The 23,796-nt window shown below is 51.3% G+C and carries 28 protein-coding genes; 21 read left to right on the plus strand and 7 right to left on the minus strand.

The features are described 5' to 3' along the window. Positions 1 to 25: 25 nt before the first annotated feature. Entirely contained in the window at positions 26 to 484 is a 459-nt protein-coding gene (locus ACZ5FK_RS01935) for a chemotaxis protein CheX (protein ID WP_464806233.1), read from the minus strand. A 134-nt stretch (positions 485 to 618) separates the two neighbouring features. On the opposite strand from ACZ5FK_RS01935, the gene ACZ5FK_RS01940 reads away from it, so the two are divergent. The 4 genes from ACZ5FK_RS01940 (at position 619) to ACZ5FK_RS01955 (ending at position 6,156) form a co-directional block, all read left to right on the plus strand. Beyond that, a complete protein-coding gene (locus ACZ5FK_RS01940) occupies positions 619 to 1,002 on the plus strand; it encodes a hypothetical protein (RefSeq protein ID WP_464806234.1) in 384 nt (127 codons plus the stop codon). A 145-nt stretch (positions 1,003 to 1,147) separates the two neighbouring features. Then, positions 1,148 to 4,729, plus strand: a complete 3,582-nt coding sequence (locus tag ACZ5FK_RS01945) for a dynamin family protein (RefSeq protein ID WP_464806235.1) — start codon at positions 1,148 to 1,150, stop codon at positions 4,727 to 4,729. A 16-nt stretch (positions 4,730 to 4,745) separates the two neighbouring features. Continuing rightward, positions 4,746 to 5,561 (plus strand): sulfurtransferase, encoded by an 816-nt coding sequence (locus ACZ5FK_RS01950; RefSeq protein WP_464806236.1) that lies wholly within the window; start codon positions 4,746 to 4,748, stop codon positions 5,559 to 5,561. A gap of 7 nt (positions 5,562 to 5,568) precedes the next feature. Next, a complete protein-coding gene (locus ACZ5FK_RS01955; RefSeq protein WP_464806237.1) occupies positions 5,569 to 6,156 on the plus strand; it encodes a metallophosphoesterase family protein in 588 nt (195 codons plus the stop codon). 58 nt (positions 6,157 to 6,214) lie between these two features. Here the strand turns inward: ACZ5FK_RS01955 and ACZ5FK_RS01960 are convergent, their stop codons facing one another. After that, the gene (locus ACZ5FK_RS01960) at positions 6,215 to 6,598 is read right to left on the minus strand and encodes a reverse transcriptase-like protein (RefSeq protein ID WP_464806238.1); all 384 of its coding nucleotides are present in this window, start codon (positions 6,596 to 6,598) and stop codon (positions 6,215 to 6,217) included. Positions 6,599 to 6,719: 121 nt separating this feature from the next. On the opposite strand from ACZ5FK_RS01960, the gene ACZ5FK_RS01965 reads away from it, so the two are divergent. Continuing rightward, positions 6,720 to 6,908: a zinc-finger domain-containing protein gene (locus ACZ5FK_RS01965; RefSeq protein ID WP_464806239.1), complete on the plus strand. Its 189-nt coding sequence runs from the start codon at positions 6,720 to 6,722 to the stop codon at positions 6,906 to 6,908. A gap of 55 nt (positions 6,909 to 6,963) precedes the next feature. Here the strand turns inward: ACZ5FK_RS01965 and ACZ5FK_RS01970 are convergent, their stop codons facing one another. After that, the gene (locus tag ACZ5FK_RS01970; protein WP_464806240.1) at positions 6,964 to 7,173 is read right to left on the minus strand and encodes a cold-shock protein; all 210 of its coding nucleotides are present in this window, start codon (positions 7,171 to 7,173) and stop codon (positions 6,964 to 6,966) included. A gap of 137 nt (positions 7,174 to 7,310) precedes the next feature. Between ACZ5FK_RS01970 and ACZ5FK_RS01975 the strand changes: the two genes are divergently transcribed. Together ACZ5FK_RS01975 and ACZ5FK_RS01980 are read left to right on the plus strand one after the other, a co-directional pair. Continuing rightward, a complete protein-coding gene (locus ACZ5FK_RS01975; protein WP_464806241.1) occupies positions 7,311 to 7,949 on the plus strand; it encodes an HD domain-containing protein in 639 nt (212 codons plus the stop codon). Further along, positions 7,930 to 8,310 (plus strand): hypothetical protein, encoded by a 381-nt coding sequence (locus ACZ5FK_RS01980; RefSeq protein WP_464806242.1) that lies wholly within the window; start codon positions 7,930 to 7,932, stop codon positions 8,308 to 8,310. Before ACZ5FK_RS01975 ends, ACZ5FK_RS01980 begins: the two co-directional genes overlap by 20 nt. Before the next feature lie 22 nt (positions 8,311 to 8,332). On the opposite strand, the gene ACZ5FK_RS01985 is transcribed toward ACZ5FK_RS01980, so the two are convergent. Continuing rightward, positions 8,333 to 8,881, minus strand: coding sequence for a 3H domain-containing protein (locus tag ACZ5FK_RS01985; protein ID WP_464806243.1), 549 nt, complete (start codon positions 8,879 to 8,881; stop codon positions 8,333 to 8,335). Between the two features lie 107 nt (positions 8,882 to 8,988). Between ACZ5FK_RS01985 and ACZ5FK_RS01990 the strand changes: the two genes are divergently transcribed. The 6 genes from ACZ5FK_RS01990 to ACZ5FK_RS02015 all read left to right on the plus strand — a co-directional run bounded on the left by ACZ5FK_RS01990 (position 8,989) and on the right by ACZ5FK_RS02015 (position 15,006). Then, on the plus strand, positions 8,989 to 9,171 hold the full coding sequence (locus ACZ5FK_RS01990) for a hypothetical protein (RefSeq protein ID WP_464806244.1): 183 nt from the start codon (positions 8,989 to 8,991) through the stop codon (positions 9,169 to 9,171). Further along, positions 9,161 to 10,273 (plus strand): o-succinylbenzoate synthase, encoded by a 1,113-nt coding sequence (gene menC, locus ACZ5FK_RS01995; protein WP_464806245.1) that lies wholly within the window; start codon positions 9,161 to 9,163, stop codon positions 10,271 to 10,273. Before ACZ5FK_RS01990 ends, menC begins: the two co-directional genes overlap by 11 nt. Before the next feature lie 98 nt (positions 10,274 to 10,371). Next, a complete protein-coding gene (locus tag ACZ5FK_RS02000; protein ID WP_464806246.1) occupies positions 10,372 to 11,160 on the plus strand; it encodes a DUF6612 family protein in 789 nt (262 codons plus the stop codon). A gap of 145 nt (positions 11,161 to 11,305) precedes the next feature. Beyond that, entirely contained in the window at positions 11,306 to 11,536 is a 231-nt protein-coding gene (locus tag ACZ5FK_RS02005) for a hypothetical protein (protein WP_464806247.1), read from the plus strand. A 205-nt stretch (positions 11,537 to 11,741) separates the two neighbouring features. Then, positions 11,742 to 13,724, plus strand: coding sequence for an IS1182 family transposase (locus ACZ5FK_RS02010; protein ID WP_464806248.1), 1,983 nt, complete (start codon positions 11,742 to 11,744; stop codon positions 13,722 to 13,724). Between the two features lie 31 nt (positions 13,725 to 13,755). Continuing rightward, a complete protein-coding gene (locus ACZ5FK_RS02015; RefSeq protein WP_464806249.1) occupies positions 13,756 to 15,006 on the plus strand; it encodes a Y-family DNA polymerase in 1,251 nt (416 codons plus the stop codon). A 153-nt stretch (positions 15,007 to 15,159) separates the two neighbouring features. On the opposite strand, the gene ACZ5FK_RS02020 is transcribed toward ACZ5FK_RS02015, so the two are convergent. Beyond that, positions 15,160 to 15,342, minus strand: a complete 183-nt coding sequence (locus ACZ5FK_RS02020) for a hypothetical protein (RefSeq protein WP_464806250.1) — start codon at positions 15,340 to 15,342, stop codon at positions 15,160 to 15,162. Positions 15,343 to 15,440: 98 nt separating this feature from the next. Between ACZ5FK_RS02020 and ACZ5FK_RS02025 the strand changes: the two genes are divergently transcribed. The 6 genes from ACZ5FK_RS02025 to ACZ5FK_RS02050 all read left to right on the plus strand — a co-directional run bounded on the left by ACZ5FK_RS02025 (position 15,441) and on the right by ACZ5FK_RS02050 (position 21,545). Then, positions 15,441 to 15,773, plus strand: a complete 333-nt coding sequence (locus ACZ5FK_RS02025) for a YolD-like family protein (RefSeq protein ID WP_464806251.1) — start codon at positions 15,441 to 15,443, stop codon at positions 15,771 to 15,773. Between the two features lie 87 nt (positions 15,774 to 15,860). Next, positions 15,861 to 17,615 (plus strand): ABC transporter ATP-binding protein, encoded by a 1,755-nt coding sequence (locus ACZ5FK_RS02030; RefSeq protein WP_464806252.1) that lies wholly within the window; start codon positions 15,861 to 15,863, stop codon positions 17,613 to 17,615. Beyond that, the gene (locus ACZ5FK_RS02035; RefSeq protein ID WP_464806253.1) at positions 17,615 to 19,408 is read left to right on the plus strand and encodes an ABC transporter ATP-binding protein; all 1,794 of its coding nucleotides are present in this window, start codon (positions 17,615 to 17,617) and stop codon (positions 19,406 to 19,408) included. The genes ACZ5FK_RS02030 and ACZ5FK_RS02035 overlap by 1 nt, the downstream gene beginning before the upstream one ends. Before the next feature lie 556 nt (positions 19,409 to 19,964). Then, positions 19,965 to 20,675 (plus strand): cytochrome c biogenesis CcdA family protein, encoded by a 711-nt coding sequence (locus ACZ5FK_RS02040; protein WP_464807339.1) that lies wholly within the window; start codon positions 19,965 to 19,967, stop codon positions 20,673 to 20,675. A 20-nt stretch (positions 20,676 to 20,695) separates the two neighbouring features. Beyond that, on the plus strand, positions 20,696 to 21,031 hold the full coding sequence (locus ACZ5FK_RS02045) for a thioredoxin family protein (protein ID WP_464806254.1): 336 nt from the start codon (positions 20,696 to 20,698) through the stop codon (positions 21,029 to 21,031). Further along, positions 21,018 to 21,545 (plus strand): CcdC family protein, encoded by a 528-nt coding sequence (locus ACZ5FK_RS02050; protein ID WP_464806255.1) that lies wholly within the window; start codon positions 21,018 to 21,020, stop codon positions 21,543 to 21,545. Before ACZ5FK_RS02045 ends, ACZ5FK_RS02050 begins: the two co-directional genes overlap by 14 nt. A 46-nt stretch (positions 21,546 to 21,591) precedes the next feature. Here the strand turns inward: ACZ5FK_RS02050 and ACZ5FK_RS02055 are convergent, their stop codons facing one another. Beyond that, positions 21,592 to 22,002: a DUF2621 domain-containing protein gene (locus ACZ5FK_RS02055; RefSeq protein WP_464807340.1), complete on the minus strand. Its 411-nt coding sequence runs from the start codon at positions 22,000 to 22,002 to the stop codon at positions 21,592 to 21,594. A 204-nt stretch (positions 22,003 to 22,206) separates the two neighbouring features. On the opposite strand from ACZ5FK_RS02055, the gene ACZ5FK_RS02060 reads away from it, so the two are divergent. Both ACZ5FK_RS02060 and ACZ5FK_RS02065 read left to right on the plus strand, forming a co-directional pair. Then, positions 22,207 to 22,806, plus strand: coding sequence for an SCO family protein (locus tag ACZ5FK_RS02060; protein WP_464806256.1), 600 nt, complete (start codon positions 22,207 to 22,209; stop codon positions 22,804 to 22,806). Positions 22,807 to 22,823: 17 nt separating this feature from the next. After that, positions 22,824 to 23,489, plus strand: coding sequence for a lytic transglycosylase domain-containing protein (locus ACZ5FK_RS02065; RefSeq protein ID WP_464806257.1), 666 nt, complete (start codon positions 22,824 to 22,826; stop codon positions 23,487 to 23,489). Positions 23,490 to 23,527: 38 nt separating this feature from the next. Here the strand turns inward: ACZ5FK_RS02065 and ACZ5FK_RS02070 are convergent, their stop codons facing one another. Beyond that, positions 23,528 to 23,782, minus strand: coding sequence for a GlsB/YeaQ/YmgE family stress response membrane protein (locus ACZ5FK_RS02070; protein ID WP_464806258.1), 255 nt, complete (start codon positions 23,780 to 23,782; stop codon positions 23,528 to 23,530). Between the last annotated feature and the right edge of the window lie 14 nt (positions 23,783 to 23,796).

Here is a 23,796-nt window from a genome sequence, read left to right on the forward strand (position 1 = left end):
GCCGGACTGCAGGCGGCTTTCCCTCTTACTTTTCGTCCAATGCAAGCAGCACATTCAGCATCGTGCCGTTCTCAAACCGGATCGGCAGTTTGAATGCATGCTGGAATCCGTAAATTTTTGTTTCGCCTTTCATCACTGTCGGCGGCGAAATGTCGATGACCGTTTCCTCTTTCTCCATGACAATGCACAAATTACCGGCCACCATGTTGCCGAGTTCTCCGGCGAACGACTCAACCATTTCACCCTCGATGGCCATTCCGAACATCGCTTCGCCGACCGAACTGACGACTTCCAAAGTAGTATCGATGATTAATCGTCCCGATGCGTCACCAACAAGGCCAATCAGGACGCCAAGCTCTTTCTGTTCATACGGCTGGGTGACGAGAATCGGAGCCAGCACGTCAAACCGCATCGGCAGCACATTTGTCAGGGATGTGATGGCGCCATTCAGTATCTGTTGAATCGTTTTTGTTGCGGGTTCCATCTCATATTCCTGCCTTTCGGATCATTCTGTTAGTCCTATGATAGCATATAGGATTACTAGATGTATATAAAAAGTAGGAGATTTTAAAAGTTTGATAAGAAAATAGACTTGTTGATTGGAATGGAGGAATTGGGATGAAAAAATGGACCATAAAGGCCGTGAACGTACTGCTCGTCATGATACTGGCCATAACTCTGTACCGTACATTTGAACATGCCTTTGTAAAGCCGAAAAATACGCTTGAACTGTATCAGACTGTAACTTTTGCAGACAATCTCGAACAGGTTGCCAAACAATTCCTGACTGGTGATACAGGATCTTTCAACGAAGATGATTTAGCTTACATGAGAGAGCATTCTGCTGTCGGGCTCAGCCAATTCTCACTTTTTGAGTACACGGGCAAAACATATGTCGTACTGACTACTCCAGGCACACATGTCCTGAAAATCCATGCGATCGAGGAATTGCCTGAGGACATTGAATCCTATTTCATATCACTGATGGACGGAATGCATTGAAAGGGCAATGGCGTTCCGTTTTTTGTTTCCCTTCAATGAATTGAAGTCTTCAACTAAGGCAAGCCAACATTTTTCAAAAGTAATCACATCCTGCCATTCGAAAAATGGTATGATAGGGGCAGACTGCAAGGAAGGATCGAAGAATATGCCAGACGTACAAGAATACATAGAACAAGCGGCGGTCTACGGAACGCTGTTCAGAGAGAATGACGACGGGGAACGGTTTGCAAAAGCGCGCCTGCTTGCCCGTAAACTTCATGATAAGGAATTCACCATCGGCTTCGCAGGTCATTTTTCCGCAGGCAAATCGTCGATGATCAATGCCCTTGTCGGAACTGATCTATTGCCATCGGGCCCCATTCCGACAAGTGCCAATATCGTTAAAGTGAAAAAGGCGGACACCGACTATGCCATCATCCACCAGGCGGACGGGGAGTCTTTTTTATATGAGGGCAAGGATTTCTCCGATGCCATTAAAGCATTCAGCAAAGACGGCAGATCGATTGCTTCCGTCGATATCGGTCACGCGGGGTCCGAGCTGCCGGAAGGCATAACGGTCATGGATACACCGGGCGTCGACTCGACGGATGACGCACATCGGCTTTCAACCGAGTCTGCGCTGCATTTAGCAGACCTCGTCTTTTATACGATGGACTATAATCATGTCCAATCGGAATTGAACTTTACGTTCACGAAGGAATTGATGAAGTATAACGAAAACGTCTACCTGATCATCAATCAGATCGATAAGCATCGTGACCAGGAGTTGCCGTTCGACGCGTTCAAGCGCTCCGTTGAGGAATCGTTCGCTTTATGGGGCGTCAAGCCAAAAGGGATCTTTTATACATCGCTGCGCGACCCGGCAAATCCAAATAACGATTTTCCGAAAGTGAAACAGATCGTCGAAACTGCAACAAGAGAAATGGAGGGCCGGCTTGCTGAGAATGCGGGCAATTCATTGCGCCAGCTCATGGACGAGCATCTCCGTTACCTGAACGACGAATTGATGGAACGAAAAAATACATATTCTGCCGTTGTGTCTGATGAAGAATGGGAGCAAGGTGCCGCACTGAAGGAAGAGGCCGAGGAACGGAGCCAAGAGCTTGCACTTTTATCAGGCGACGAGTTTGCACTCCGTTTTGCAAACGATCGACAGAAGCTGCTTGATAACGCCACCATCACACCGTTTGAAGTTCGTGAACTTCTTACGTCCTATTTGGAATCCAAATCGCCGCGCTTCAAGGTCGGCATTCTTTTCGGCGCTAAAAAGACAGCGGAGGAGAAAGCCCGCAGGAAAAAACAGTTTTTCGAGCAGCTTGCAGAGACGGTGACCCTGCAAATTGTCACTCACTTGAAATTGTTGATGAAGACTTCCCTGAAAAATGCGGGATTGCTGACAGACGAACGGGCAATCGATATTGACAATATGGAACTGTCATTGCCATTCGAAGAAGTAGACGCAGTTCTGCCGGCAACTGATACGGTGACGGGCGATACGGTCCTGAATGTCTCGGAACAGATGCGGGGCGCTATCCATGCCATTTACCGCAAGATGACCGATCCTTGGAAAGAAGAAATGACGAAGCTCGCCGCCTCTTCCGGCAATGAAAAAGCTGAACCGCTCATGCAGGCGATCCGTATCCTGGATGAAAAAGTGGCTGCAATCGGCCAGGTCGACGACATCAAATCTATGATACAGAGGACGCAGAAGGAGATGGAAGCCCCGTCTCCCCAGCTCTTGAAACAGGCGGATACGCTGCAAGGGAAGTGGAGCCAAAAGCCTGAACTGAAGAGGATGGAATATGAAGCGTCGGATGGAGAAGAAGCCGGCGCTGTCACAATCGAAGACTCATCATCTTTAGAAACAGACTCAGCGGATCATCCTGAGGAATCCGTCGTCATCGAGCGGGCGCGGTTTGTCGCTGCCGAGGTGGAGGCAATCCCTGGATTTCTGGAAGCGGCCGATTATATGCGGACTAAAGCGGACCGGCTGACAGACCAGGAATTCACCGTCGCGTTGTTCGGTGCGTTCAGCGCAGGGAAGTCATCCTTCTCGAATGCACTTATGGGCGACCGTGTGCTGCCCGTATCGCCGAACCCGACGACTGCTGCCATCAACCGCATTAAGCCTGTTTCCGGCGGCAAAGAGGACCGGACAGCAGATATCCATTTGAAGACGGAGACGCAAATGTTCGAAGACTTGGCGTTTTCTTTCGGGGCCCTCGACATTCCTGTAGGTTCCATCACGGAAGCTTTTGATAAAGCGCCTGCCGCTATTGAAAAAGATCTAGCGGAAGAAAGCCTTCATATCCATAAGACGTTCATCAAAGCATTTGCGAGCGGTTATGAATTGCTTGGCAAGAGACTCGGCGAGACGTTCAATGTGCCGGAAGATGAATTCACGAAATTCGTAGCGAATGAAGAAAGAAGCTGCTTCGTACATGCGATCGACTTCTATTTCGACTGTCCGCTCACGCGGCGCGGCATCACGCTTGTTGATACGCCGGGAGCCGATTCGATCAATGCAAGGCATACAGATGTCGCGTTTGAATATATCCGCAATGCGGATGCCATCCTGTTCATCACCTATTATAATCACGCATTCGCACGTGCAGACCGGGAATTCCTCATCCAGCTAGGCCGGGTGAAGGATGCGTTCGAACTCGACAAGATGTTCTTCATCGTGAACGCAATCGACCTCGCTACGGACGATGAGGAAGCTGAAGCTGTGAAATCATTTGTCGCGGGCGAACTTACAGCGTTCGGCATCCGTCATCCGCGTGTCTATGGCATCTCCAGCCTCAAGGCGCTTGAATCGAAACAGCAGGGCGCAACGGACCCGTCCATGGGAGACTTCGAGACGCGCTTCTTCCGGTTCCTTGACCACGACTTGAAAGGGATTGCGAGCACTGCGCTCAGCGAAGAGACCGAAAAGACGGTGAGCCGTCTCGCTGCACTCATTGACCGCGTGGAAACAAACCGTTCCAGGAAAGCTGAGCGGATGCAGGAATTGGACCGACTCGAGCGGGATATCCGGGAAAGGTATGCGAATGGATTCTCCGAGGTGATCGAGCGTGCGGCGCGAAGCGAGCTGAATGAATTGATCTTCTATTTGCTGCAGCGCGTATTCCTTCGTTACGGCGATTTCCTGAAGGAAGGGTACAGCCCGTCCGTATTCGCGAAACACCCCGCGGATACCGCCCTGAAGCTTGCACTTGAAGAGACGGTCGCGATGCTTGGTTTCGATATTTCGCAAGAGCTCAAAGTGACGAATTTGCGCATGCTGAATTTCTTGAAAAAGCAGCTGAAAGAACGTGAGCGCATCGAAGGAAGGAAACTTGCCGAAGAGGACGCTTCCATCCAACTGCCGCCATATGAGCCGAAGGAAGCGGATATGCTGTCATTCCAGCAGCCGTTTTCCGATCCATCGCGCTACAGGTCCGTCAACAAACTGTTCCGCAACCAGAAAGCTTTCTTCGAAAAAGGGGAGCGTGTAAAGCTCGGTGATGCACTTGAGGAGCTCCTCAAAGCCGATGCGTCAGACTATCTTGGAAATGAGAAGGAACGGATGGACCGCTGGGCAGAAAACTGGATCGCTTCGGAAGCGGAAGGGCTGCGTCAGCACCTATTGAACGGCGGCCTGCAGCAAATCGAGTCGGAGCGTTCACTTTTGTCCGGCAACGAACAGCTCGAAGAATGGCGCGATATCTATTCAATTATTAAGTGAAAGGGGAATTGCGGGCATGAAGGTGTTCATGAATTCGGAAGAACTGAAAGGGAAAGACGTCAAGTGGATTGATGCGCGGTTTGCACTGAACGACAGCAGCGCAGGGAGACGGGCGTATGATGCCGAGCATATCAACGGTGCTGTGTACTGGGATCTGGAACAGGACTTGTCGGATATGACGAAGGCTTCCGGCCGGCACCCAATGCCTGACAAAGAAGCGTTGACAGAACTGCTTCGTAATAGCGGGCTGCAGTTGGATGACGAAATCGTCGTTTATGATGACGGTGGCAGTCCATTTGCGGCACGCGCCTGGTGGATGCTGCAGTATGCGGGATTCACGAAAGCTTTCATAGCGGCGGATGGATTTGATGCGCTGAAAAAGGCCGGGTTTCCAGCCGGATCGCCGAGTCCTGCTCCAGTTCGCTCTGATGTAACGCCTATATGGAATGAACAGCTATACGCCTCAAAGGAGTTTGTAAAAGACACAGTACAAGGCAATACAGGGCATGTGCTTCTGGATGCACGGGCAGCAGAACGCTATCGCGGCGACATGGAGCCGCTCGATCCTGTAGCAGGCCATATTCCCGGAGCCCGGAACTTTGATTGGGAACAATTGAAGGACGGTCAGCGGTTCCGCTTGGATGACAGTGTGAAACAAGAGCTGGCATCTGTAGTGAAGCCCGGAGAGGAAGTTGCCGTTTACTGCGGCAGCGGCGTAACGGCCTCTCCACTGTACGCCTTGCTGAAACATGCAGGATATGACAATGTCCGTTTATATGTTGGCAGCTACAGTGATTGGATCTCGACAGAAGACGTCAGTACAGGGGAGTGACCTTCCAGTGGAATATGCATTTCTAGGAGATATTCATTCAAGTGTCCCGGACCTCTCCGCCGTCCTTTGGCAGATCAAAATGACGGCGCCTGGTGCAAAGCTGCTCGGGACAGGCGACTTGTATGAATGCATCATCAGCAAGAAAAACATCACAGACCACAAATTCACTGCCATGGAAGACGTCATGCTTTTGCCGGATGAACTTGGGCCGCTGATCGATTTCCCATCTATACGCGGCAATCAGGAAGAACGAATTGTCTACATCACGGAGACAGATGATCCGCTTCGCGAAAAACTGACGCAGCTTCCAGAAAAGATGGAAGCAGAGGGCGCGCTGGTCATCCACGGCCATCAGTGGAATTATGGTGAGAATCCATGGAACCTCTTGCCGGCAGACAGACAACTCGTCTTCTTCGGCCATACGCACCGATCAGAGCTATATCGCAGCGCAATGCCTGAGACACCGGTCTTTGGCGCGCAGTATGAAATAGGGGGCGGACGGACCCTCGTCAATGTCGGCTCTGTCATCGACAACCGTGAATGGGTGCTGTATGACAGTCTCGCACAAACAGTCCGGTTCATGAAAGCGGACTAAAATACAAACAACCCGCCAGTATTGCAATTACTATTGGCGGGTTGTTTGTATTCATTTGTCACCGCCGGATCGCCTGCCGCGCCAGCATATCCGCCGCTTTGTTTTCTGAATCGGGTATCCATTTTATGAAAAAGTAATCAAATCCTTCGGCGATTTGTAAGATTTCCTTCAGGTATGCCTTGTGTACGTCATTTCGTGCAAATTCTTTTTCGACTGCCATGACGACGGCTTTCGAATCAGAACGCACTGACACAATCCCGTTTGTCAGTTTTGCTGTTTCCTGCAGGCCCCTGAGAAGCGCAATGAACTCCGCAGTATGATTATCCGTCGGCTCAATCGGCTCTGAAAACTTCACCGCATGGCCTTCGCCCTTTATGTATATTCCAATCCCGCTCGGCCCCGGATTGCCCGCACTCGCGCCGTCCACATACAATTCGATCATTGAAACACTCCTCTTCCTTCAAGTTGCATTCCTTATGAAACCATACTAAAATGAAGGACATACTAAATCAAGAAAATGACACAAAACTGGCAGTCCATAGGCTGCACAGGTGGAGGTACGTATGAATAAATTAACAGTCATCACTGAGATCAATGAGATGCTCGATGAGTATTGCGAGGGCTGTTTCGTCAAGCAACAGCTAGCAAAAGAACATGGCAAGGCGAAAGCCCACCAGTTCTGTATCGAGGGCTGCACAATCGGCGAGCACTTGCGTTTCCTCGGAAACGAAATGAATAAATACACCGAATGATGGTTCTGCATATAATAAAACCCGCCTGAAAATGCATTCGGCGGGAAAGCTCTTGTTACGCGTTTTCGATTTTCAACACACTCGCCGCTTGGGGGCCCCGGTTGCCTTCGATGATTTCGAATGAAACCGCCTGTCCTTCATCCAAGGTCTTAAAACCTTCCGCAATAATTCCTGTGTAGTGGACAAATACGTCTTCTCCGGAATCCGTTTCGATGAATCCATACCCTTTCTCATTGCTGAACCATTTCACCTTACCTTGGTACATGACCATTCCTCCCTCGGCGTTTCGCTATCCCTTCCATTTTGTGCATGGATGTCCTAACTATACATGAATCGACAAACAAGGTCAATGAAAAGTCGGATTGACTTGAAAATTTATTATATTGCATCGGGGGAATTAAAATGAATGATTTGCTGAAACAATGTGAACTGGAAGTGCGCGCTATCTATGGCCGCTTTGACGCGAGCCATGATTTTGACCATATTGAGCGGGTCATGCGGAACGCGGAAGCAATCCTCATCACACTTCCTGAGGCTCACAGTGATATTGTCAGGCTCGCCGTCCTGCTCCATGACATCGACGACCCGAAATACCGGACAGAACAATCCGAGACGCCCTCACATCTGCTGGCGCGGCTTGGAGCAGATCAAAAAACAATCCAGAAAGTCCAATCGGCAATCGACAGCGTTTCGTTCAGCGGCGGCCAGTCAAAAGAATTGACGTCGATTGAAGGTGCCATTGTACGGGATGCTGACCGGTTGGATGCGATCGGCGCCATCGGCATCGCGAGAGCGTTCGCATTCGGCGGCGCTAAGGGACGGAAACTTTATGACAAAGAGGAGACGGTCCGCACGAACATGACCGAGGCGGAATACCGGGGAAAAGGGACTGCATCCGTGACTCATTTTTATGAGAAACTGCTATTGCTGAAGGATCTGATGGTCACAGAGGAAGGGAAGCTCATGGCGAAAGACCGGCATGATTTCATGGTGGACTTCCTGGCACAACTAAATCGAGAGGTTGGATTTTCAATTGACTAAGGGGCAACGACAGCAAATGAAAGAAGATCTACAGAATGAATCGCTGCGTGCCTTTCAATCAGCCATACGGAAAACTGAAAAAGCATATGAACAAATGAAAAGCAAGGGTGCCAATGCGATTGTTGTGGAAAAGCGGCTGCTCGCCTTGCGTGTTGGTGCCGCGGGGTTGGAGAGAGCATGGCGGAATGTCCCGTCGCCCTATTCAGCAGAAGAGCAAGAATGTGCACACGCGCTTTTATTGGACTTGCTTCCGTCTTTGCGGAAAATGGTTGAGAAATCAGCAGAAAGAAGCCCGCAACGAACGCTGCTTGAAAGGCGGATTAAAGCGTTTGAACTGGCACTGATAGAGCTTGAATTATAGAGTACTCTGTAAACGGGCATCCTCATTCCACGAGGATGCCTGCTTTTTTTAATTCTTCCATCGCGTCCTCGATCTGCTTGTCCGATTCCGCTTCTACCGTATGCATATGAATACCATCTTCGGACAGGTTCGCGAGATAGACGGCATTCGCTTCATCGACCCTTCGAAGAAACTCTTTCACATCCCGGCGATTGCTCACCATGATGGAGGCATTCAAGTCGCCGTAGACGGGATGCTCGACTTTAACGTCTTTTACCGTCAAGCCGTGATCGACCAGGATGTTCAGCTCCTCTTCTGTATCTCCCGGAGCATGCCGGCAGACGAGGATGCGCTCCGTTTTTCGTGCTGCGTCTTCATGCATGTACATATACCCTTGGCTCGTCGCAAGGATCGGCGCCGCTTTCGCTTTCAGCAAGGTGATATCTCCTACGATCACCTGCCGGCTGACGTCAGCCAATTCGCCAAGTTCCTTGCCGGTGAGCGGTGTCGGCGAGTTTTGCAATTGTTCCAGGAGGAATTTCCGGCGTTCCTCACCTGTCATTTTCCGGCCGGCCTGCTGCTCGGTTGCCATAGCCCATCCCTCCTTTTTTCTTCATTGTAGCATAGATGGCCATTCCTGCGGTGAACCAGCAATATGTGTATAATGGAACGAACCAATTCAAAAAGGGGGCTTCATCCATGACTCATTCGGAACTGATCATCGAACGGATTGTACATCCGAAAGATAAATGCGCTCCAGCAGGACTTGCGTTCGTCACATTAGCGAAATGGCTCTATGAAGAGATTACGGGCCTCCAGGCCGGCGAACGGGAAGATTCTTCCGGCTGGTGCGCCATCGCGGGGGCGGCCCATGCGCATTGAGGAAGTGACAGTCCGCCGTCTCGTCATGCGTCTGAAGCATCCGTTCTTGACAAGTTTCGGGACGGTGCAAGACAAGCCGTTTCTGCTCCTTGCGGTGAAGGACGAGCTGGGAAATATCGGCTACGGCGAATCTGTAGCGTTTGAGGCACCCTGGTACACGGAAGAGACGGTCAGTACGACAATGCATATGCTGAACGATTTCCTCCTGCCGCTAGTTGTGGGGGAAGAGCTGGATCATCCGGATGATGCCGGCAAGCTGTTCAGCCGGATCCGGGGCAATCGCATGGCGAAAGCGTCAATTGAAGGGGCGCTGTGGGATCTGTATGCGAAGCGAAACGGCATATCGCTGTCCGAAGCACTCGGCGGCACGCGGCAGGCAGTCGAAGCCGGCATCAGCATTGGAATTCAGGACAATCCGGATGCGCTGAACGAGGCAATCCGCAGGCATCTGAAGGAAGGCTACAAGCGGATTAAAGTGAAGATCAAGCCGGGCAGGGATGTCAGCGTGCTCCGGGATGTGCGCGCAGCCTTCCCGGATATCGCGCTCATGGCGGATGCAAATTCTGCCTATACGCTTGAAGATCTTGAGCTTCTCAAGCGGTTTGATGAATTCAATCTGATGATGATTGAACAGCCGCTTGCGCATGACGATATCATCGACCATGCGACGCTGCAGCGGGAAATCGAAACACCGATCTGCCTGGACGAAAGCATCCATTCCCTTGGCGATGTCCGAAAAGCGATTGAGATCGGAGCCGCCCGCATCATTAACATCAAGACGGGCCGTGTCGGCGGCTTATCGGAGGCAAAGCGCATTCATGATCTTTGCCGGGAACAAGGGATCCCCGTCTGGTGCGGCGGCATGCTGGAAGCGGGAATCGGAAGGGCGCAGAATATTGCGCTTGCTTCTCTCCCGGGCTTCACACTGCCTGGCGACATCGGAGGCTCCGCCCATTACTGGCATGAAGACATCATCAAACCTGAAGTCATCGTGGAAGAAGGGTATATCAAAGTGCCAAGAGGGCCAGGCATCGGCTTTGCACCCGATTTTTCGTTGATTGATCGGTTCACAGTCGAACAGTGGACAGTCCGAAACAAATGAAAGACGCAACAAATCCCTCTGATTGCCGTCCTACCATTGATAGAGCGGTTCATTTCCAGTAGAATGAACATAGGTTTTTGAGGAGAGGGAGTTTACAAGTGAAAAAGATTATACAACTGGCCGCAGCAGGCGCACTCGTCCTTGCGCTAGCGGCCTGCAGTCAGACAGGCAAGACGGAGGAGAAGCTGACGCCTGCCCGCCTGCTTGAGAAATCGAAAACGGCAACAGAGGAATCGCTTGAGGCGGTCCATTCACATGTCGTCTATGATGATTATAAAGTGACCGTCATCGACGGGGATCTGGAGAATCCGGAGAAGGAAAAAACAAAATATGATATGCAGATCGATGCGTTCCTGAAACCGCAGAAGATCAAAGGCGATCTTGTCATCCAGCCGCGCGGCATTGCACCGTACAAAGGGCAATTGTATAAGAAGGATGATCGCGTCTTCGTCAACGACGAGCATTCGAAGAAGTGGGAAGAGAGTCCGTCCGGCTCGCTTGAGGAATTGTTCGGCACGCTTGTCGACCGCACCGTGCCTGCACTCGATCTAACCATCTTCGAACCATTCATCGATGATTTTGAACTAAAGCCGATCGAATACGGCTATGCGCTTCATCTGAATCTTGACCGCCATGAGGTGGAGGAATTCAAGGAACAGATCCCGGACATCGGACCCGCGGTGGATGGCTTCCGCCTTGTCGATAAAATGGAGCTCGTCATCACATTCAATAAAAAGACGAACTATGTCACAAGCTTCAAAATGTCAGCGGACATGACATCCTACAAAGGCGGCAATTCATACCGCGCCCGCCAGAAGATGAATGCAGTCTATAGCTATTTCAATGATGTGGATGATTTCACGGTTCCTGAAAGCATCATGCCATAGGCAAATCCAGCTGCCGCGGCATTCCATGGTTTAAAGGGGGGCGTCTCTAATCGGTTGGCTCAATGTCGGCAGTTTCGTGTTAGGTCTTCTTGCCTGGATCCTGCCAGTCGTCATACTCATCCGCCTGCATCAGGGGCAGTCCGGCATGCGGATTTTTCTTTCCGCTGCCAGCATCACTGCATGTGCCGTCTCGTTATTTTTTCAATTGGCCTACGCCCATCATCTCGTGACGATTGAGGACTGGTCAGCTTTGATGGATACGATGCAGGCTACAGTATTTGCTGCATTTGTACTTCTATCGGTTACACTCTTGCTGAATGCGCTTGCGTTCATCCTGCCGCAATTTCAGCGCAACGTTGTTAAAACATCATCTTAATGAACGGGGCTGTCCAGAAAGTCAGTGAAAACTGAGTTTCTGTGGCAGCCCTTTTCTTGTTGAAACGATTACCCGACGAGAGCTCTCCGAACCCGTTGCTTTCCGTTCCAGGCGGACGCGTTCCTGGGGGCGTGCGGTGAGCCTCCTCGTCGCTGCGCTCCTGCGGGGTCTCACCTGACACGCTGATCCCCAAGGAGTCGCCGCCTTGCACTCCAAGCAACTGGCGACCCGTGTAAAAGACTACAAAAAAATCGCCCTTTCTAGTAAGATGAAGTCACCACAACCCATCAAAGAAAGGACGATTCTTATGTGTAACCCGAAGATTACTTGTGATGAGTATACCACAAAACAACTCCACTTTTCCATTGAAGAGACAGAACCTATTTCCCCGCAATCAAGCGTACGTACACGGACGTTCAAACCCTACAATAACCGTCAGGCATTCGCCATCTTCGATGTCGAGGGACTTATTCCGGCACATCATGTCGCGCGAGTGGTCGATGAGATGATCGAATCCATCCCGGACGAGCAGCTTTTCGCCTATTACTCCGGTGGAGGGAGAAGCCCCTTCCACCCGAAGATGATGCTTAAGGTCATCCTCTACGCCTATTCCCAGAAAGTCTACTCCAGCCGCAAAATCGAGACGCTGATCCAGGAGAACCTGCCTGCCATGTGGCTGGCCGCCTGTCAGACACCCGACTTCCGGACGCTCAATGAGTTTCGGAGTGTACGCATGGCCGCGATGATGGATGAGTTATTCGAGACGATGATCCTAAAGCTGATCGAGGAGAACTATATCACAATGGAGAACTATTTCCTGGACGGCACCAAGATGGAGGCCAATGCCAATAAGTATTCGTTCGTCTGGAAGAAGTCGACAGAGCGGTACGAAGGGAAACTGAAGGAGAAGATCCAGGAGACACTCGCGTCCATCCATGAAATCGCGCAGGCAGAGGGCATGGAACTTGGCGAATTCCCCAAGGAAGAAGCGAAACCGGAAGAGCTCCAGCAGCTGGCGGAAAGACTGGAGGAACAGGTGGACATCCTGACAGCGGAAATTGAGAAGACAGAGTCGGTCCCCGATCGCAAAGCGCTTCGCAGTCGACGCAGTCTCCTACGGAAGCCAGCCAAACTGATCCGGGAAGATTTCCTGCCGCGTCTACAGAAGTATGCCCGTCATCATGACCTCTTCGGTGATCGCAACAGCTTCTCGACAACGGACCCGGACGCCACGTTCATGCGGATGAAAGAGGACCATATGAAGAACGGCCAGCTGAAGCCTGGCTATAATGTACAGATGGCGACCGAGAATCAGTTCATCGTGTTCTATACGATACATCAACGGCCGACCGATACCCGCTGTTTCGTCCCGCATCTTGAGAAACTTGCGGCATCCCGGCTTCCGATGCCGACACGTGTGGTGGCCGATGCCGGCTATGGCAGTGAAGAGAATTATCTATACGCCATCGGCGAGGAGAAGGAATCCCGTTTCGACTTCCTGATCCCCTATTCCACGTATCTGAAGGAGCAGACGCGGAAGTACAAAAAAGACATCAAGAATGCGAAGAACTGGACCTACGAGGAAGCGGCCGACCAGTTCATCTGTCCGCAGGGACGCCGTGTCCCCTTCAAGAAATACCAGGACAGGAAGAATGCATCCGGCCTTGTGCAGAGCTATAAGATCTATGAATGTGAAGATTGTGCCGACTGTCCTCTTAAAGCGCAGTGTACAAAAGCGAAAGGCAACCGGCAGGTCCATTGGAATCCAATCTACGAAGAAATAAAAGCGAAAGCCAAGACAGCCCTTGAATGTGAGACGAACAAAGACATCTACGCCAAACGGAAAGTGGAGGTCGAAAGTGTGTTCGGTCATATCAAGGGCAATCGGTCGTTCCGCGGATTTCTCTTGCGAGGCCTCGAGAAGGTCAACGCGGAATTCGGGATCGTGGCACTGGCCCACAACTTCCTGAAAGTGGCTGGCATCCGCCAGCCGCTTTCAGGAGGACCGGATGGAAAACCAAAAACAGGTGGAGAAAAACGATTCGTTTTTCTCCACCTGTTTTATTTTAGGGACTTATTGGACAGCCCCTTTTTCTTTGGAAAACAATGCATCTCTATTCCACTTCTTACACAACTGGAAAAAGTCAACGTTGATTATGAACATGTGTTCTGGGTATACTGGGAATAGAACAATTGTTCTTGATCAGGAGGGATGCGATATGCATGACAAGCTGCCGGACCGGACGATCATCTGCCTGGACATGCGGAGTTTTTACGCAAGCTGTGCGGCTGCAATCGAAGGGCTTGATGTAATGGAGACGCCGATTGCCGTCGTGGGGAATAAAGAGCGCAAGGGCGGTGTCATCCTGGCAGCCTCGCCGCCGCTGAAAGAGCGCTACGGCATCAGGACCGGCATGCGGCTGTTCGAAGTGCCGGATGAAATCCGGCTGATCGAGCCGAAGATGCAATTCTACCTTGATATTTCCATGGCAATCACCCGCCACTTGAACAATTATGTGCCGAAAGAGGCGATCCACGTGTATAGCATCGACGAGAGTTTCGTCGATCTGACGGGCACGGAGCGGTTATGGGGACCGCCTGAAGAGACCGTGCGGCGCATCCAGGACGAATTGGCCGATCAATTTCAGCTGCCATCCGCCTGCGGCATCGGACCGAATATGCTGCTCGCGAAGCTGGCGCTCGATCTCGAGGCGAAAAAGAAGGGCGTCGCCCGGTGGACCTACGAAGACGTTCCCGAAAAACTGTGGCCTGTCGCTCCCCTCAGCAAAATGTGGGGGATTGGCAGCCGTCTTGAGAAAAAACTTAACAATATGGGCATCTTCTCTGTCGGTGACCTCGCCCGCGCACCACTCGAGCAGCTGGAAGAGAAATTCGGTATCATGGGCAACCAGCTTTACCACCATGCCCACGGGCTTGACTTTTCTGATGTCGGCACGCCTCCGCTCGTCGAAGGCCAAGTGAGCTTCGGCAAAGGGCAGGTGCTGTTCCGCGATTATGAAAAGCGCGAGGAGATCCTCGCCGTCCTGCTTGAAATGTGCGAGGATGTCGCCATGCGTGCGCGCGAAGCGGGAAAAGCGGGCCGCACACTGCATCTGTCGGCCGTCTATTCGAAGCATGCGCTTGGCGGCGGGTTCAGCCGGTCCCTGTCCGTGCCAGAATCGACAAACGACACGCTTGTGCTGCACCGCATCTGCACCCGGCTGCTCGACGAATTCCACGACGGACGACCGATCCGGCGGCTTGCCATCAGCCTTTCGAACCTCGAAGACGAATACTCCATGCAGCTCAGCCTGTTCGATGAAAACCGGTGGCGCAACCGCAAACTGGGGGCTGCCATGGACAGTCTCCGGAAAAAATACGGCACGACCGCCATCCTGCGCGCCGCCAGCTACACAGACGCCGGCACCGCCAGGCAGCGAGCCCATCTGCTCGGTGGCCATGTCAAATGAAATGCCGTCCGGACCTGCCGGACGGCTGTCTTCGAACCTATAGGATGCAGGCAGTCGAATAACAAGGGATTCGATTTGCCGCATTTCTGCGTTCTTTGCGGAAAGGAAAGCAGGGCGCGGCGTACAGGCTGCGTCCCTCAGCCTGTTTCTGCATCACTTGCCATCTCGTTCACCGGAATTGCCGTTTCGCCGCAATTCCGCTACATCGCGCTCCAGCTTCTCGATCTTCTTCATCATCTCAGACGAATCCAGCGCACTGCGCACAATCCAGGAAAAGACGAACGATCCGATAACAAGGGCGAAAATGACTATGAGGATGAATACGGTTGCATCCAAGGAAATTCACCTTCTTTACAGCGGATATTGAAGATCCGCTTTACTGCTCTCAGTGTACATAGACTTCCAGATAAATGAAAGCGAAAGGAGAATGCCTCATGATCAGAGACAGGGGCCGCATGAAATGGACCGCCATGATGCTGCCGGAGCATATTGCAGAACTGCGTGACTGGCAGAAGGAGGACCGGCTTCCTCCGCGCCTGGAGCCGGATGAGCAGCAAATGGAGGAGTGGAATTACCTGATCATGGAAGCGGCTGGACAAGGAAATGCCCTCTCCATCGAATACTGGAAGGGGCAGGAGGTAGCCAGAGTGCTCGGTACGATCGGAAGAACCGATGCCATCAGGCAAGGATTCTCTGTTCATGATGCAGATGGACTACCACACTTCATCCCATTTGTCGACATAAAAAGTATTTCAGAAATCGAATAATTTAAGTTTCGTACCTTTTCGTTTGTTCAGTCTTTTGGTAGACTATTGAGTGGCAATAGAAAGAGAGAAGAGAGTAGGGGGAGTCTTTTGAAAGTATTACTGCAACTCAGCTGGTTCTTCAAGCAGCGCAAGAAACAATACGCCCTCGGCATCGCGGCGCTTGTATTCGTCTCCATCCTGCAGCTGCTGCCTCCGAAGATCATCGGCTATATTGTCGACGCCATAACGGAAAGCGAACTCACGTCGTCCATGCTTGTGAAATGGCTCATCATCCTAGGGGTGGCCGGCGTTCTGATGTACGTGTTCCGCTATTACTGGCGGGTCATGATTTTCGGCTCCGCCGTCCTTTTGTCCCGGACGATGCGTGAGAGATTGTTCAACCATTTCACGCGGATGTCGCCTGCATTTTATCAGAAGCGCCGGGTCGGGGACTTGATGGCTCATGCGACAAACGACATTAATGCAGTGCAGCAGACGGCAGGAATGGGGATCCTGACGCTCGTTGATTCCATTTCGACCGGCGGTTTCGTCGTCCTGACAATGGCTCTGACGATCAACTGGAAGCTGACATTGATCGCGCTGATCCCGTTTCCGTTCATGATTTTCCTGACGAGCTATTACGGCCGGCTTCTCCGCCGGAAATTCCGTTTTGCACAGGAAGCGTTCTCCAGCCTGAACGACAAGACGCAGGAGAGCATCTCAGGCATCAAAGTCATTAAGACGTTCGGACAGCAAACAGAAGATATCAAGGATTTTACGGACTTATCGTCAGATGTAGTGGAGAAGAATATGCGGGTCGCGAAAATTGATGCGCTTTTCGATCCGACCATCTCTGGAATTTTCGCAATTTCCTATATCCTTTCATTTGTTTTCGGAACACGGTTCATCATCGCGGGTGAGATGTCAATCGGAGATATGGTCGCATTCAGTACATATCTGGGCCTTCTCACTTGGCCGATGCTTGCATTTGGATTCCTGTTCAATATCGTGGAACGCGGGAATGCCTCGTACAGCCGGATCACCGAGCTGCTATCCGTCGAGCCTGAAATCCAGGACGTCCCGGGTGCTATCAGTGAACGGCCGGAAGGGAACCTGTATGTCGACATTGACAGGTTCACATTCCCCGGAGATGAAACTCCGGCGCTCCGCGATGTGCATTTCACGCTGAAACGCGGAGAGACGCTCGGCATCGTCGGCAAGACGGGGTCCGGCAAGACGGCGATCCTCAAGCTGCTTCTTCGGGAGTTCGAAGGATATGATGGCAGCATCGTCTATGGCGGGCATCCGATTTCCGATTATAAGCAGCAGAGCTTAAGAAGTTCGATCGGGTACGTGCCGCAAGATCACTTCCTGTTTTCGACGACCATCGCGGAGAATATAGCGTTCACCAATCCATCGATTGACCGGGAAGAGATTTATAAAGCAGCCCGGCTCGCTTACATTCATGATGATATCGAAGGGTTTGCGGAAGGCTATGAGACCATCGTCGGAGAGCGGGGCGTCTCGCTGTCAGGAGGCCAAAAGCAGCGGATCTCCATTGCCCGCGCGCTGATCATGCAGCCTGAGCTGCTGATTCTGGATGATTCGTTATCAGCAGTCGACGCAAAAACCGAAGAGGCGATCCTTGAGGCGCTCAAGAAGACGCGCACAGGGGAAACGACCATCATCACATCGCACCGCTTAAGCGCCATCCAGCATGCCCACAAGATTATCGTCATGGAGGAAGGGACGATCATCGAGGCCGGCACGCATGAAGAATTGATTGAATTGAATGGGAAGTACAAAGAAATGTATGACCTCCAGCAGCTCGAAGTGCTTGTGGAACAGGGAGGGGAGGAGTGATGGCCGTGGATAAACAGCAACAGCCGAAAATGACAGCAAAAGACCAATGGGTTGTGTTCAAGCGGCTCATGCGCTATGCGATCCCGCATAAGGCGAGCATCACAGTCGCCCTGATTCTTCTCATCTTGACGATCACGGGAAGCATTGTCGGCCCGCTTATCATCCAGAAATTCATCGATGACTATTTGACGCCGCTCAGCTTCCCGCGCAAGGAAGTGGCAATCCTGGCCGCAAGCTATATCGGCCTTCAGCTGTTCATTGTCATCGTATCCTATTTCCAGACACTCCGTTTCCAGGAGATCGCGCTGAAAGTCATCCAGCAGATGCGGATTGATGTATTTTCGAAAGTGCAAGGTCTAGGCATGCGCTACTTCGACAAAACCCCCGGGGGCAGCATCGTTTCCCGGGTGACGAACGACACCGAGTCGATCAAAGAGATGTTCGTCAGTGTTGTCGTCACATTCTTGCAGGCGTTCTTCGTCATCATCGGCGTATTCATCGCGCTGTTTTCACTCGATGTGAAACTGGCGCTGATGTCGATGGCACTCCTGCCTTTGTTCCTGATCGTCATCTCGGTATACCGGATGTACAGCGCGGATTTCTACCAGGATATCCGGGAGCGGCTCAGCCAATTGAACGCAAAGATAGCGGAATCGCTCTCCGGAATGGGAATGATCCAGGCGTTCCGGCAAGAAGAACGGCTTGCGAAGGAATTTGACAATATCAATGAAGGCCATTATAGAGCGGGCATGCGGAATATCAAATTCGACAGCATCCTGCTCGGACCATTCATCGATCTGCTGTATGCATTTGCCATCGTCTTCGTCCTTGGCTATTTTGGTTTCATGTCGCTGGAAAATGCGGTCGATGTCGGTGTCATCTACGCCTTCACGACGCTCATCGGACGATTGTTCCAGCCTGTGCAGCAAGTGATGCAGCGGCTGTCGATCTTCCAGCAGGCGATCGTCTCGTCTTCGCGTGTCTTCACGCTCATGGACGATCCCGATATGGAGCCGGCGCAGACAGGTGCGACGCAGCAGCCAATCAGGGATGGCGTCATCGAATTCAAGGATGTGACCTTCTCCTATGACGGCAAAAATGACGTCTTGAAGAACATCTCTTTTAAAGCGAACGCCGGGGAAACGGTTGCGCTTGTTGGCCATACCGGAAGCGGGAAGAGTTCGATCATCAATCTGCTCATGCGTTTCTACGAATATGGCAGGGGAGAGATCCTTATTGATGGCGTCTCCCTGAAGGATTATCCACAAGACGAACTGCGCAAGAAGATCGGACTCGTCTTGCAGGATCCGTTCCTTTTCTATGGCGACATAGAAAGCAATATCCGCCTGCATAACAAAGAAATGCCGGATGAAGATGTGCGCGCAGCGGCGGAATTCGTCCATGCGAATGAATTCATCGAGAAATTGCCGGATAAATACGCGCAGAAAGTGACAGAGAGAGGTTCCACTTTCTCAAGCGGACAGCGACAGCTCGTCGCCTTCGCCCGCACCATCGCGACCAATCCGAAAATCCTCGTGCTCGATGAGGCGACAGCCAACATCGACACAGAGACGGAAGTCGCCATCCAGGCAAGCCTTGAAAAGATGCGGAAAGGGCGTACGACCATCGCCATCGCCCACCGTCTCAGCACAATCCAGGACGCAGAACTCATCCTGGTCCTGCACCACGGCGAAATCGTCGAACGCGGCAACCATCAGCAGCTGCTCGCGCAGCGTGGCCTATATTATATGATGTACCAGCTTCAGAACGGACTGGCAGAAGACGCAATGTAATGATAGAGGAAAGGGCAATTCCGATAAGTTACGGGATTGCCTTTTTCGTGTGCGTGAATGTAGCGGATAGGCCTAAGTCAGACGGTTTGAGCCGTTTGAGGTGCATATTTTAATGTTTGCAGAAGAAGTGGACAGCCATATGAATGAGCCTGACGCACAGACGGAGAATGTATTGCTTCGTTTCGGCTCCTGGTTGCTTCTTAGGGAGGCGGCATTGCTTCCTAGCGCACAGGGATTGCTGCTTTTAACATGGAGGTTGCTTACTTTCGCTTGCCTATTGCTTATAATGCGGCTTGTATTGCTTCTTTTTCACGTCTGCCTTATGCTTGCCACCCTCCGCTTTAGAGGCATCCAGCTCCGGGCGGCAGGGGCTCGGGTCATAAGTCGAAGCTGCTGCGTCGCAGAAAACGCGACTCCGCATCTTCGCCTTATGCCTGTCGCCCCTGAGCGCCGCCCTCCGCTTTAGAGTGTTCAAAAACTGTTCACAGGTAAATTAGGCGTCATTTGTGCTGTTTTTTGATACGATGGGTTAGAGAAAGAGGAAGGGACGAGGATGATGGGTACTGATTTGAATGTGTTCCTGGCGTTCGGCGCTGGTTTCCTAAGTTTTATTTCGCCGTGCGTCCTTCCGCTATATCCGGCATTTGTCTCTTATATCACCGGGATGTCGATTGATGAGATGAAATCCGATAAGGGGCGGATGAGCCGGAACGGCATGTTACATACACTGTTTTTCCTGCTTGGATTTTCAGTCATATTCGTACTTTTAGGCTTTAGTACGTCGCTCGTGGGCGGTTTTTTTGTACAATACAAAGAATTGATTCGCCAGATCGGGGCGATATTTATTGTATTGTTCGGCCTCATGGTCATCGGATTATTCAAGCCTGAGTTTCTTATGAAGGAAAAACGGCTGCAGTTCAAGAACCGGCCGTCGGGATATCTTGGAACCGCATTGATCGGCCTGGCGTTTTCTGCGGGGTGGCAGCCTTGCATGGGACCGATCATCGGAGCGATCATCGGGCTTGCGGCATCCAATCCGGGTTCCAGCATGCTGTATATGATGATGTATGTTCTTGGTTTCGCGATTCCGTTCTTCGTGCTGTCGTTTTTCATTACGCGGCTCGGCTGGATACGTCGCCACAGCAATTTAATGATGAAAATCGGCGGTTATGTCATGATTGTCTTTGGACTATTGTTGTTCTTTGACGGAATCCAGTATTTGACCAGCTTGCTAAGCCCGATTTTCGGGGATTTCCAAGGATTCTAATGTAGTGGGAGGAACTGCCGATGAAAGAGATCGGATCATATGGGGAATGGGAGGCGGTGCTGCAGAGCGAACGCCGGCTCCTTCTGTTCGTGAAAACGGACCATTGTTCCGTCTGCGCGGGGCTTGCGCCGCAAGTTGAAGCGCTAGAAGCAACTGTCCCATTCCCATTTTATCAAGTGAATGCTGCCCGTGTGCCGGAAATGGCGGGCCAGCTATCCTTGTTCACTGCGCCTGTCGTCCTGCTTTTCCATGAGGGGAAGGAAGTGGACCGTTTTGCCCGCTTTGTACAAATGGAACAGCTGAAGCAGCGGCTGGAGCGGCTTGCGAAGTGGGGTGGCGAAGATGCTGAAGCTTGAGGAATGGATCGATTTTGTATTCAATAAGATCCCTTCCGTTTATCTGATAGTCGGATCTACAGTCATTTTTCTGTTCATGGGCATCATGGCGTTCATCGTACGCACCAAAGCGGCAAAACGGCCGATCACGCCGAAGCGGATCATCCTGCCGCCGCTTTTCATGTCGACGGGCGCCCTCATGTTCCTGTTCCAGGAATTTCGTGTGCCATTCCCGCAAGTGGCGGAAGCGGTGGGTGTCGGGCTGATCTTCTCGTTATTTCTGATCAAGACGACGAATTTTGAACAGAGGGACGGGCAGCTGTTCGTTAAAAAGTCAAAGGCGTTCCTCGTGATTCTCCTGACGCTATTGATTATCCGGCTCGTCGCTAAACTGGTACTCAGCAGTTCAATTGACGTCGGTGAACTTGGCGGCATGTTCTTCATTCTCGCGTTTAGCATGATATTGCCATGGCGGATCGGCATGCTCGTCAAATATTCGAATTACCGGAAGCGAAGCACCGCACTTGAACCGTAAAAAGCAGGCACCCGCGGAAATCCGGGGTGCCTGCCTTTTTATCTGTTCAATCAAAAAGATGCTGATACGGTGTCATGTCAACTTCCATGGACGTCAGTTTCTTGACCAGGAATTTATGGTCGCGTTTCGGCGTCGCAATGATATAGCCGCGGATGATATGGTCGAAACCAATCGTCTTCGCGCGGTCTTCCAGCGCGATCTGGCCGATCTTTGACGCGATTTTCTGCTTTGCCACGTCGCGGAACAATTCAGGAACAGGGCTGACGAGTTCATTCAACATGTTTTTCGCTTCGTCGTTCCATAGATGGAGCGACTTGTTCACGAAATGCTCCTCCCAGTCGAGCGTCGACTTGCCGTCTTCTTTCGGGAACACTTTCAGGAATTTCCGGAACATGAAAAAGCCGCCGATCGCAAACAGGCCGATCAGAATGAAGCCCCAAAAGAAGATGAACCACATAAACCAGTCTTGCACTTGCTTCACCTCTCCCTCGCTAGTCCCATTATAAATGGAAACGGCAAAAAATTCATCAACTATGTGCAGATGAATGCCCTTATACAGGCGATTGACATGGTTTCGCCACGGCTTACGGGGAATGCCGCCTTGTTTGAATAGATATCATCACCTATGATAATGTTAGAATGAATATGGAGGAGTCCGTTTATGAAGAAACCAATTGCATTTTCAGCAATCCTGTTAGGTGTTATGCTGCTCTCCGCCTGCGGAAGCGGGTTTAAGGCGGACCATGCCTATCCAGTTGAGTCCTTTGAATTCACCGATCAAAATGATGTACCCTTTTCTTCTGATGAACTCGACGGCACTGTATGGCTCGCTCAATTTGTGTTTACCAATTGTACTTCCATCTGCCCGCCGATGATGATGAACATGGCGGATTTGCAGGAGAAGCTTCAAAAGGAAGGCGTGGAGGATTATAAGATCGTCTCCTTCAGTGTCGATCCAGATCACGATACACCGGAAAAGATGAAACAATACTTGGAAGCGTTCGGTGTGCCGGATGAAAGCAAGTGGATCATGCTGACAGGCTATGACCTGAAAGATATCGAGGATCTCTCGGCCAACTCGTTTAAGATGCCCGTCATCGATGATCCGAATTCAGACCAGGTAATCCATGGCGGCCGCTTTGGACTGGTCAATCAGAAAGGCAAAGTCGTGAAGACTTATCTGGGAAGCGGACAGGGCGGACCGGTTCCCTATGACGAAATCGTCAGTGATATGAAAGCACTCATAAAAGAAGGCAAGTAAAGGAAAGGTGTGACAGCGTGAAGAAGAAAAAGAATAGAGGATTATCGATGAAGGCGAAGGCGGTTCTCATCATTTTGCTGGCGCCTGTCGCGGTAATCCTCTTCACGCTGACCGCCATCATCCTTATGGGGGTTCAGAACCCCGATCTTGTGAAGAAGTCGGCGAGCAGCCTGCTGGAATACCAGGACAAGCACACAGCGCTTGCCATGCCGGACGAGTATATCCCGATCTACAAAGCAGCCGCGAAGGAATATCATGTTCCGTGGACACTGCTCGCAGCCCATCACCGGGTCGAAACGCGTTTTTCCACAATGTCGACCCTTGTGTCCCCCGCAGGAGCGGAAGGACATATGCAATTCATGCCATGCACCTTTGTCGGCTGGAAATATCCAGGCTGCGAGGGTCTTGGGAAAGGGGAAATCCCTGAGAAGGACAAAACCGATCCAGCGGTCATTGCTAAATTCGGAGGCTATGGAGTGGATGCGAACGGTGACGGCATTGCCGATCCCTTTGATATAGAGGATGCCATTTTCAGCGCTGCCAATTACTTGTCGAAGAATGGGGCAGCGGACGGAAATATTGAGAAGGCGATCTTCCATTACAATCACAGTGATAAATATGTCGAGGATGTGCTGTTCTTTTTCAATGAATTCGAATCACAGCGACTTGCGCAGAAAGAGTAAAAACCCGCCGAAAAACGGCGGGTTTTTTAACTTTTTTATCAAGTTGTACGACGCATAGCTTTCAAGATCAAGCTCACAATAAACACCAGGATGATTGCACCTAGCAATGCTGGCAAGATATAAAAGTCCGAAACCTTAGGACCCCAATCACCTAGCAAAGTACCGCCAATCCATGCCCCGACAATACCTGCGATGATATTACCGATAATGCCGCCCGGAATATCCTTGCCTAAAATTAGACCAGCTAACCAACCGATGATGCCTCCGATAATTAAGAACCAAATAAAGCTCATTCCATTCATCTCCT

The organism is Sporosarcina sp. GTC18466 (genome assembly GCF_055389225.1).

Bases quoted from the DNA above. Each gene is read 5' to 3' on its own strand.
- ACZ5FK_RS01935 (WP_464806233.1), bottom strand. From the start codon at position 484: ATGGAACCCGCAACAAAAACGATTCAACAGATACTGAATGGCGCCATC.
- ACZ5FK_RS01940 (WP_464806234.1), top strand. From the start codon at position 619: ATGAAAAAATGGACCATAAAGGCCGTGAACGTACTGCTCGTCATGATA.
- ACZ5FK_RS01945 (WP_464806235.1), top strand. From the start codon at position 1,148: ATGCCAGACGTACAAGAATACATAGAACAAGCGGCGGTCTACGGAACG.
- ACZ5FK_RS01950 (WP_464806236.1), top strand. From the start codon at position 4,746: ATGAAGGTGTTCATGAATTCGGAAGAACTGAAAGGGAAAGACGTCAAG.
- ACZ5FK_RS01960 (WP_464806238.1), bottom strand. From the start codon at position 6,598: ATGATCGAATTGTATGTGGACGGCGCGAGTGCGGGCAATCCGGGGCCG.
- ACZ5FK_RS01965 (WP_464806239.1), top strand. From the start codon at position 6,720: ATGAATAAATTAACAGTCATCACTGAGATCAATGAGATGCTCGATGAG.
- ACZ5FK_RS01970 (WP_464806240.1), bottom strand. From the start codon at position 7,173: ATGTACCAAGGTAAGGTGAAATGGTTCAGCAATGAGAAAGGGTATGGA.
- ACZ5FK_RS01975 (WP_464806241.1), top strand. From the start codon at position 7,311: ATGAATGATTTGCTGAAACAATGTGAACTGGAAGTGCGCGCTATCTAT.
- ACZ5FK_RS01985 (WP_464806243.1), bottom strand. From the start codon at position 8,881: ATGGCAACCGAGCAGCAGGCCGGCCGGAAAATGACAGGTGAGGAACGC.
- ACZ5FK_RS01990 (WP_464806244.1), top strand. From the start codon at position 8,989: ATGACTCATTCGGAACTGATCATCGAACGGATTGTACATCCGAAAGAT.
- menC (WP_464806245.1), top strand. From the start codon at position 9,161: ATGCGCATTGAGGAAGTGACAGTCCGCCGTCTCGTCATGCGTCTGAAG.
- ACZ5FK_RS02005 (WP_464806247.1), top strand. From the start codon at position 11,306: ATGCGGATTTTTCTTTCCGCTGCCAGCATCACTGCATGTGCCGTCTCG.
- ACZ5FK_RS02015 (WP_464806249.1), top strand. From the start codon at position 13,756: ATGCATGACAAGCTGCCGGACCGGACGATCATCTGCCTGGACATGCGG.
- ACZ5FK_RS02025 (WP_464806251.1), top strand. From the start codon at position 15,441: ATGATCAGAGACAGGGGCCGCATGAAATGGACCGCCATGATGCTGCCG.
- ACZ5FK_RS02035 (WP_464806253.1), top strand. From the start codon at position 17,615: ATGGCCGTGGATAAACAGCAACAGCCGAAAATGACAGCAAAAGACCAA.
- ACZ5FK_RS02040 (WP_464807339.1), top strand. From the start codon at position 19,965: ATGGGTACTGATTTGAATGTGTTCCTGGCGTTCGGCGCTGGTTTCCTA.
- ACZ5FK_RS02045 (WP_464806254.1), top strand. From the start codon at position 20,696: ATGAAAGAGATCGGATCATATGGGGAATGGGAGGCGGTGCTGCAGAGC.
- ACZ5FK_RS02050 (WP_464806255.1), top strand. From the start codon at position 21,018: ATGCTGAAGCTTGAGGAATGGATCGATTTTGTATTCAATAAGATCCCT.
- ACZ5FK_RS02055 (WP_464807340.1), bottom strand. From the start codon at position 22,002: ATGTGGTTCATCTTCTTTTGGGGCTTCATTCTGATCGGCCTGTTTGCG.
- ACZ5FK_RS02060 (WP_464806256.1), top strand. From the start codon at position 22,207: ATGAAGAAACCAATTGCATTTTCAGCAATCCTGTTAGGTGTTATGCTG.
- ACZ5FK_RS02070 (WP_464806258.1), bottom strand. From the start codon at position 23,782: ATGAGCTTTATTTGGTTCTTAATTATCGGAGGCATCATCGGTTGGTTA.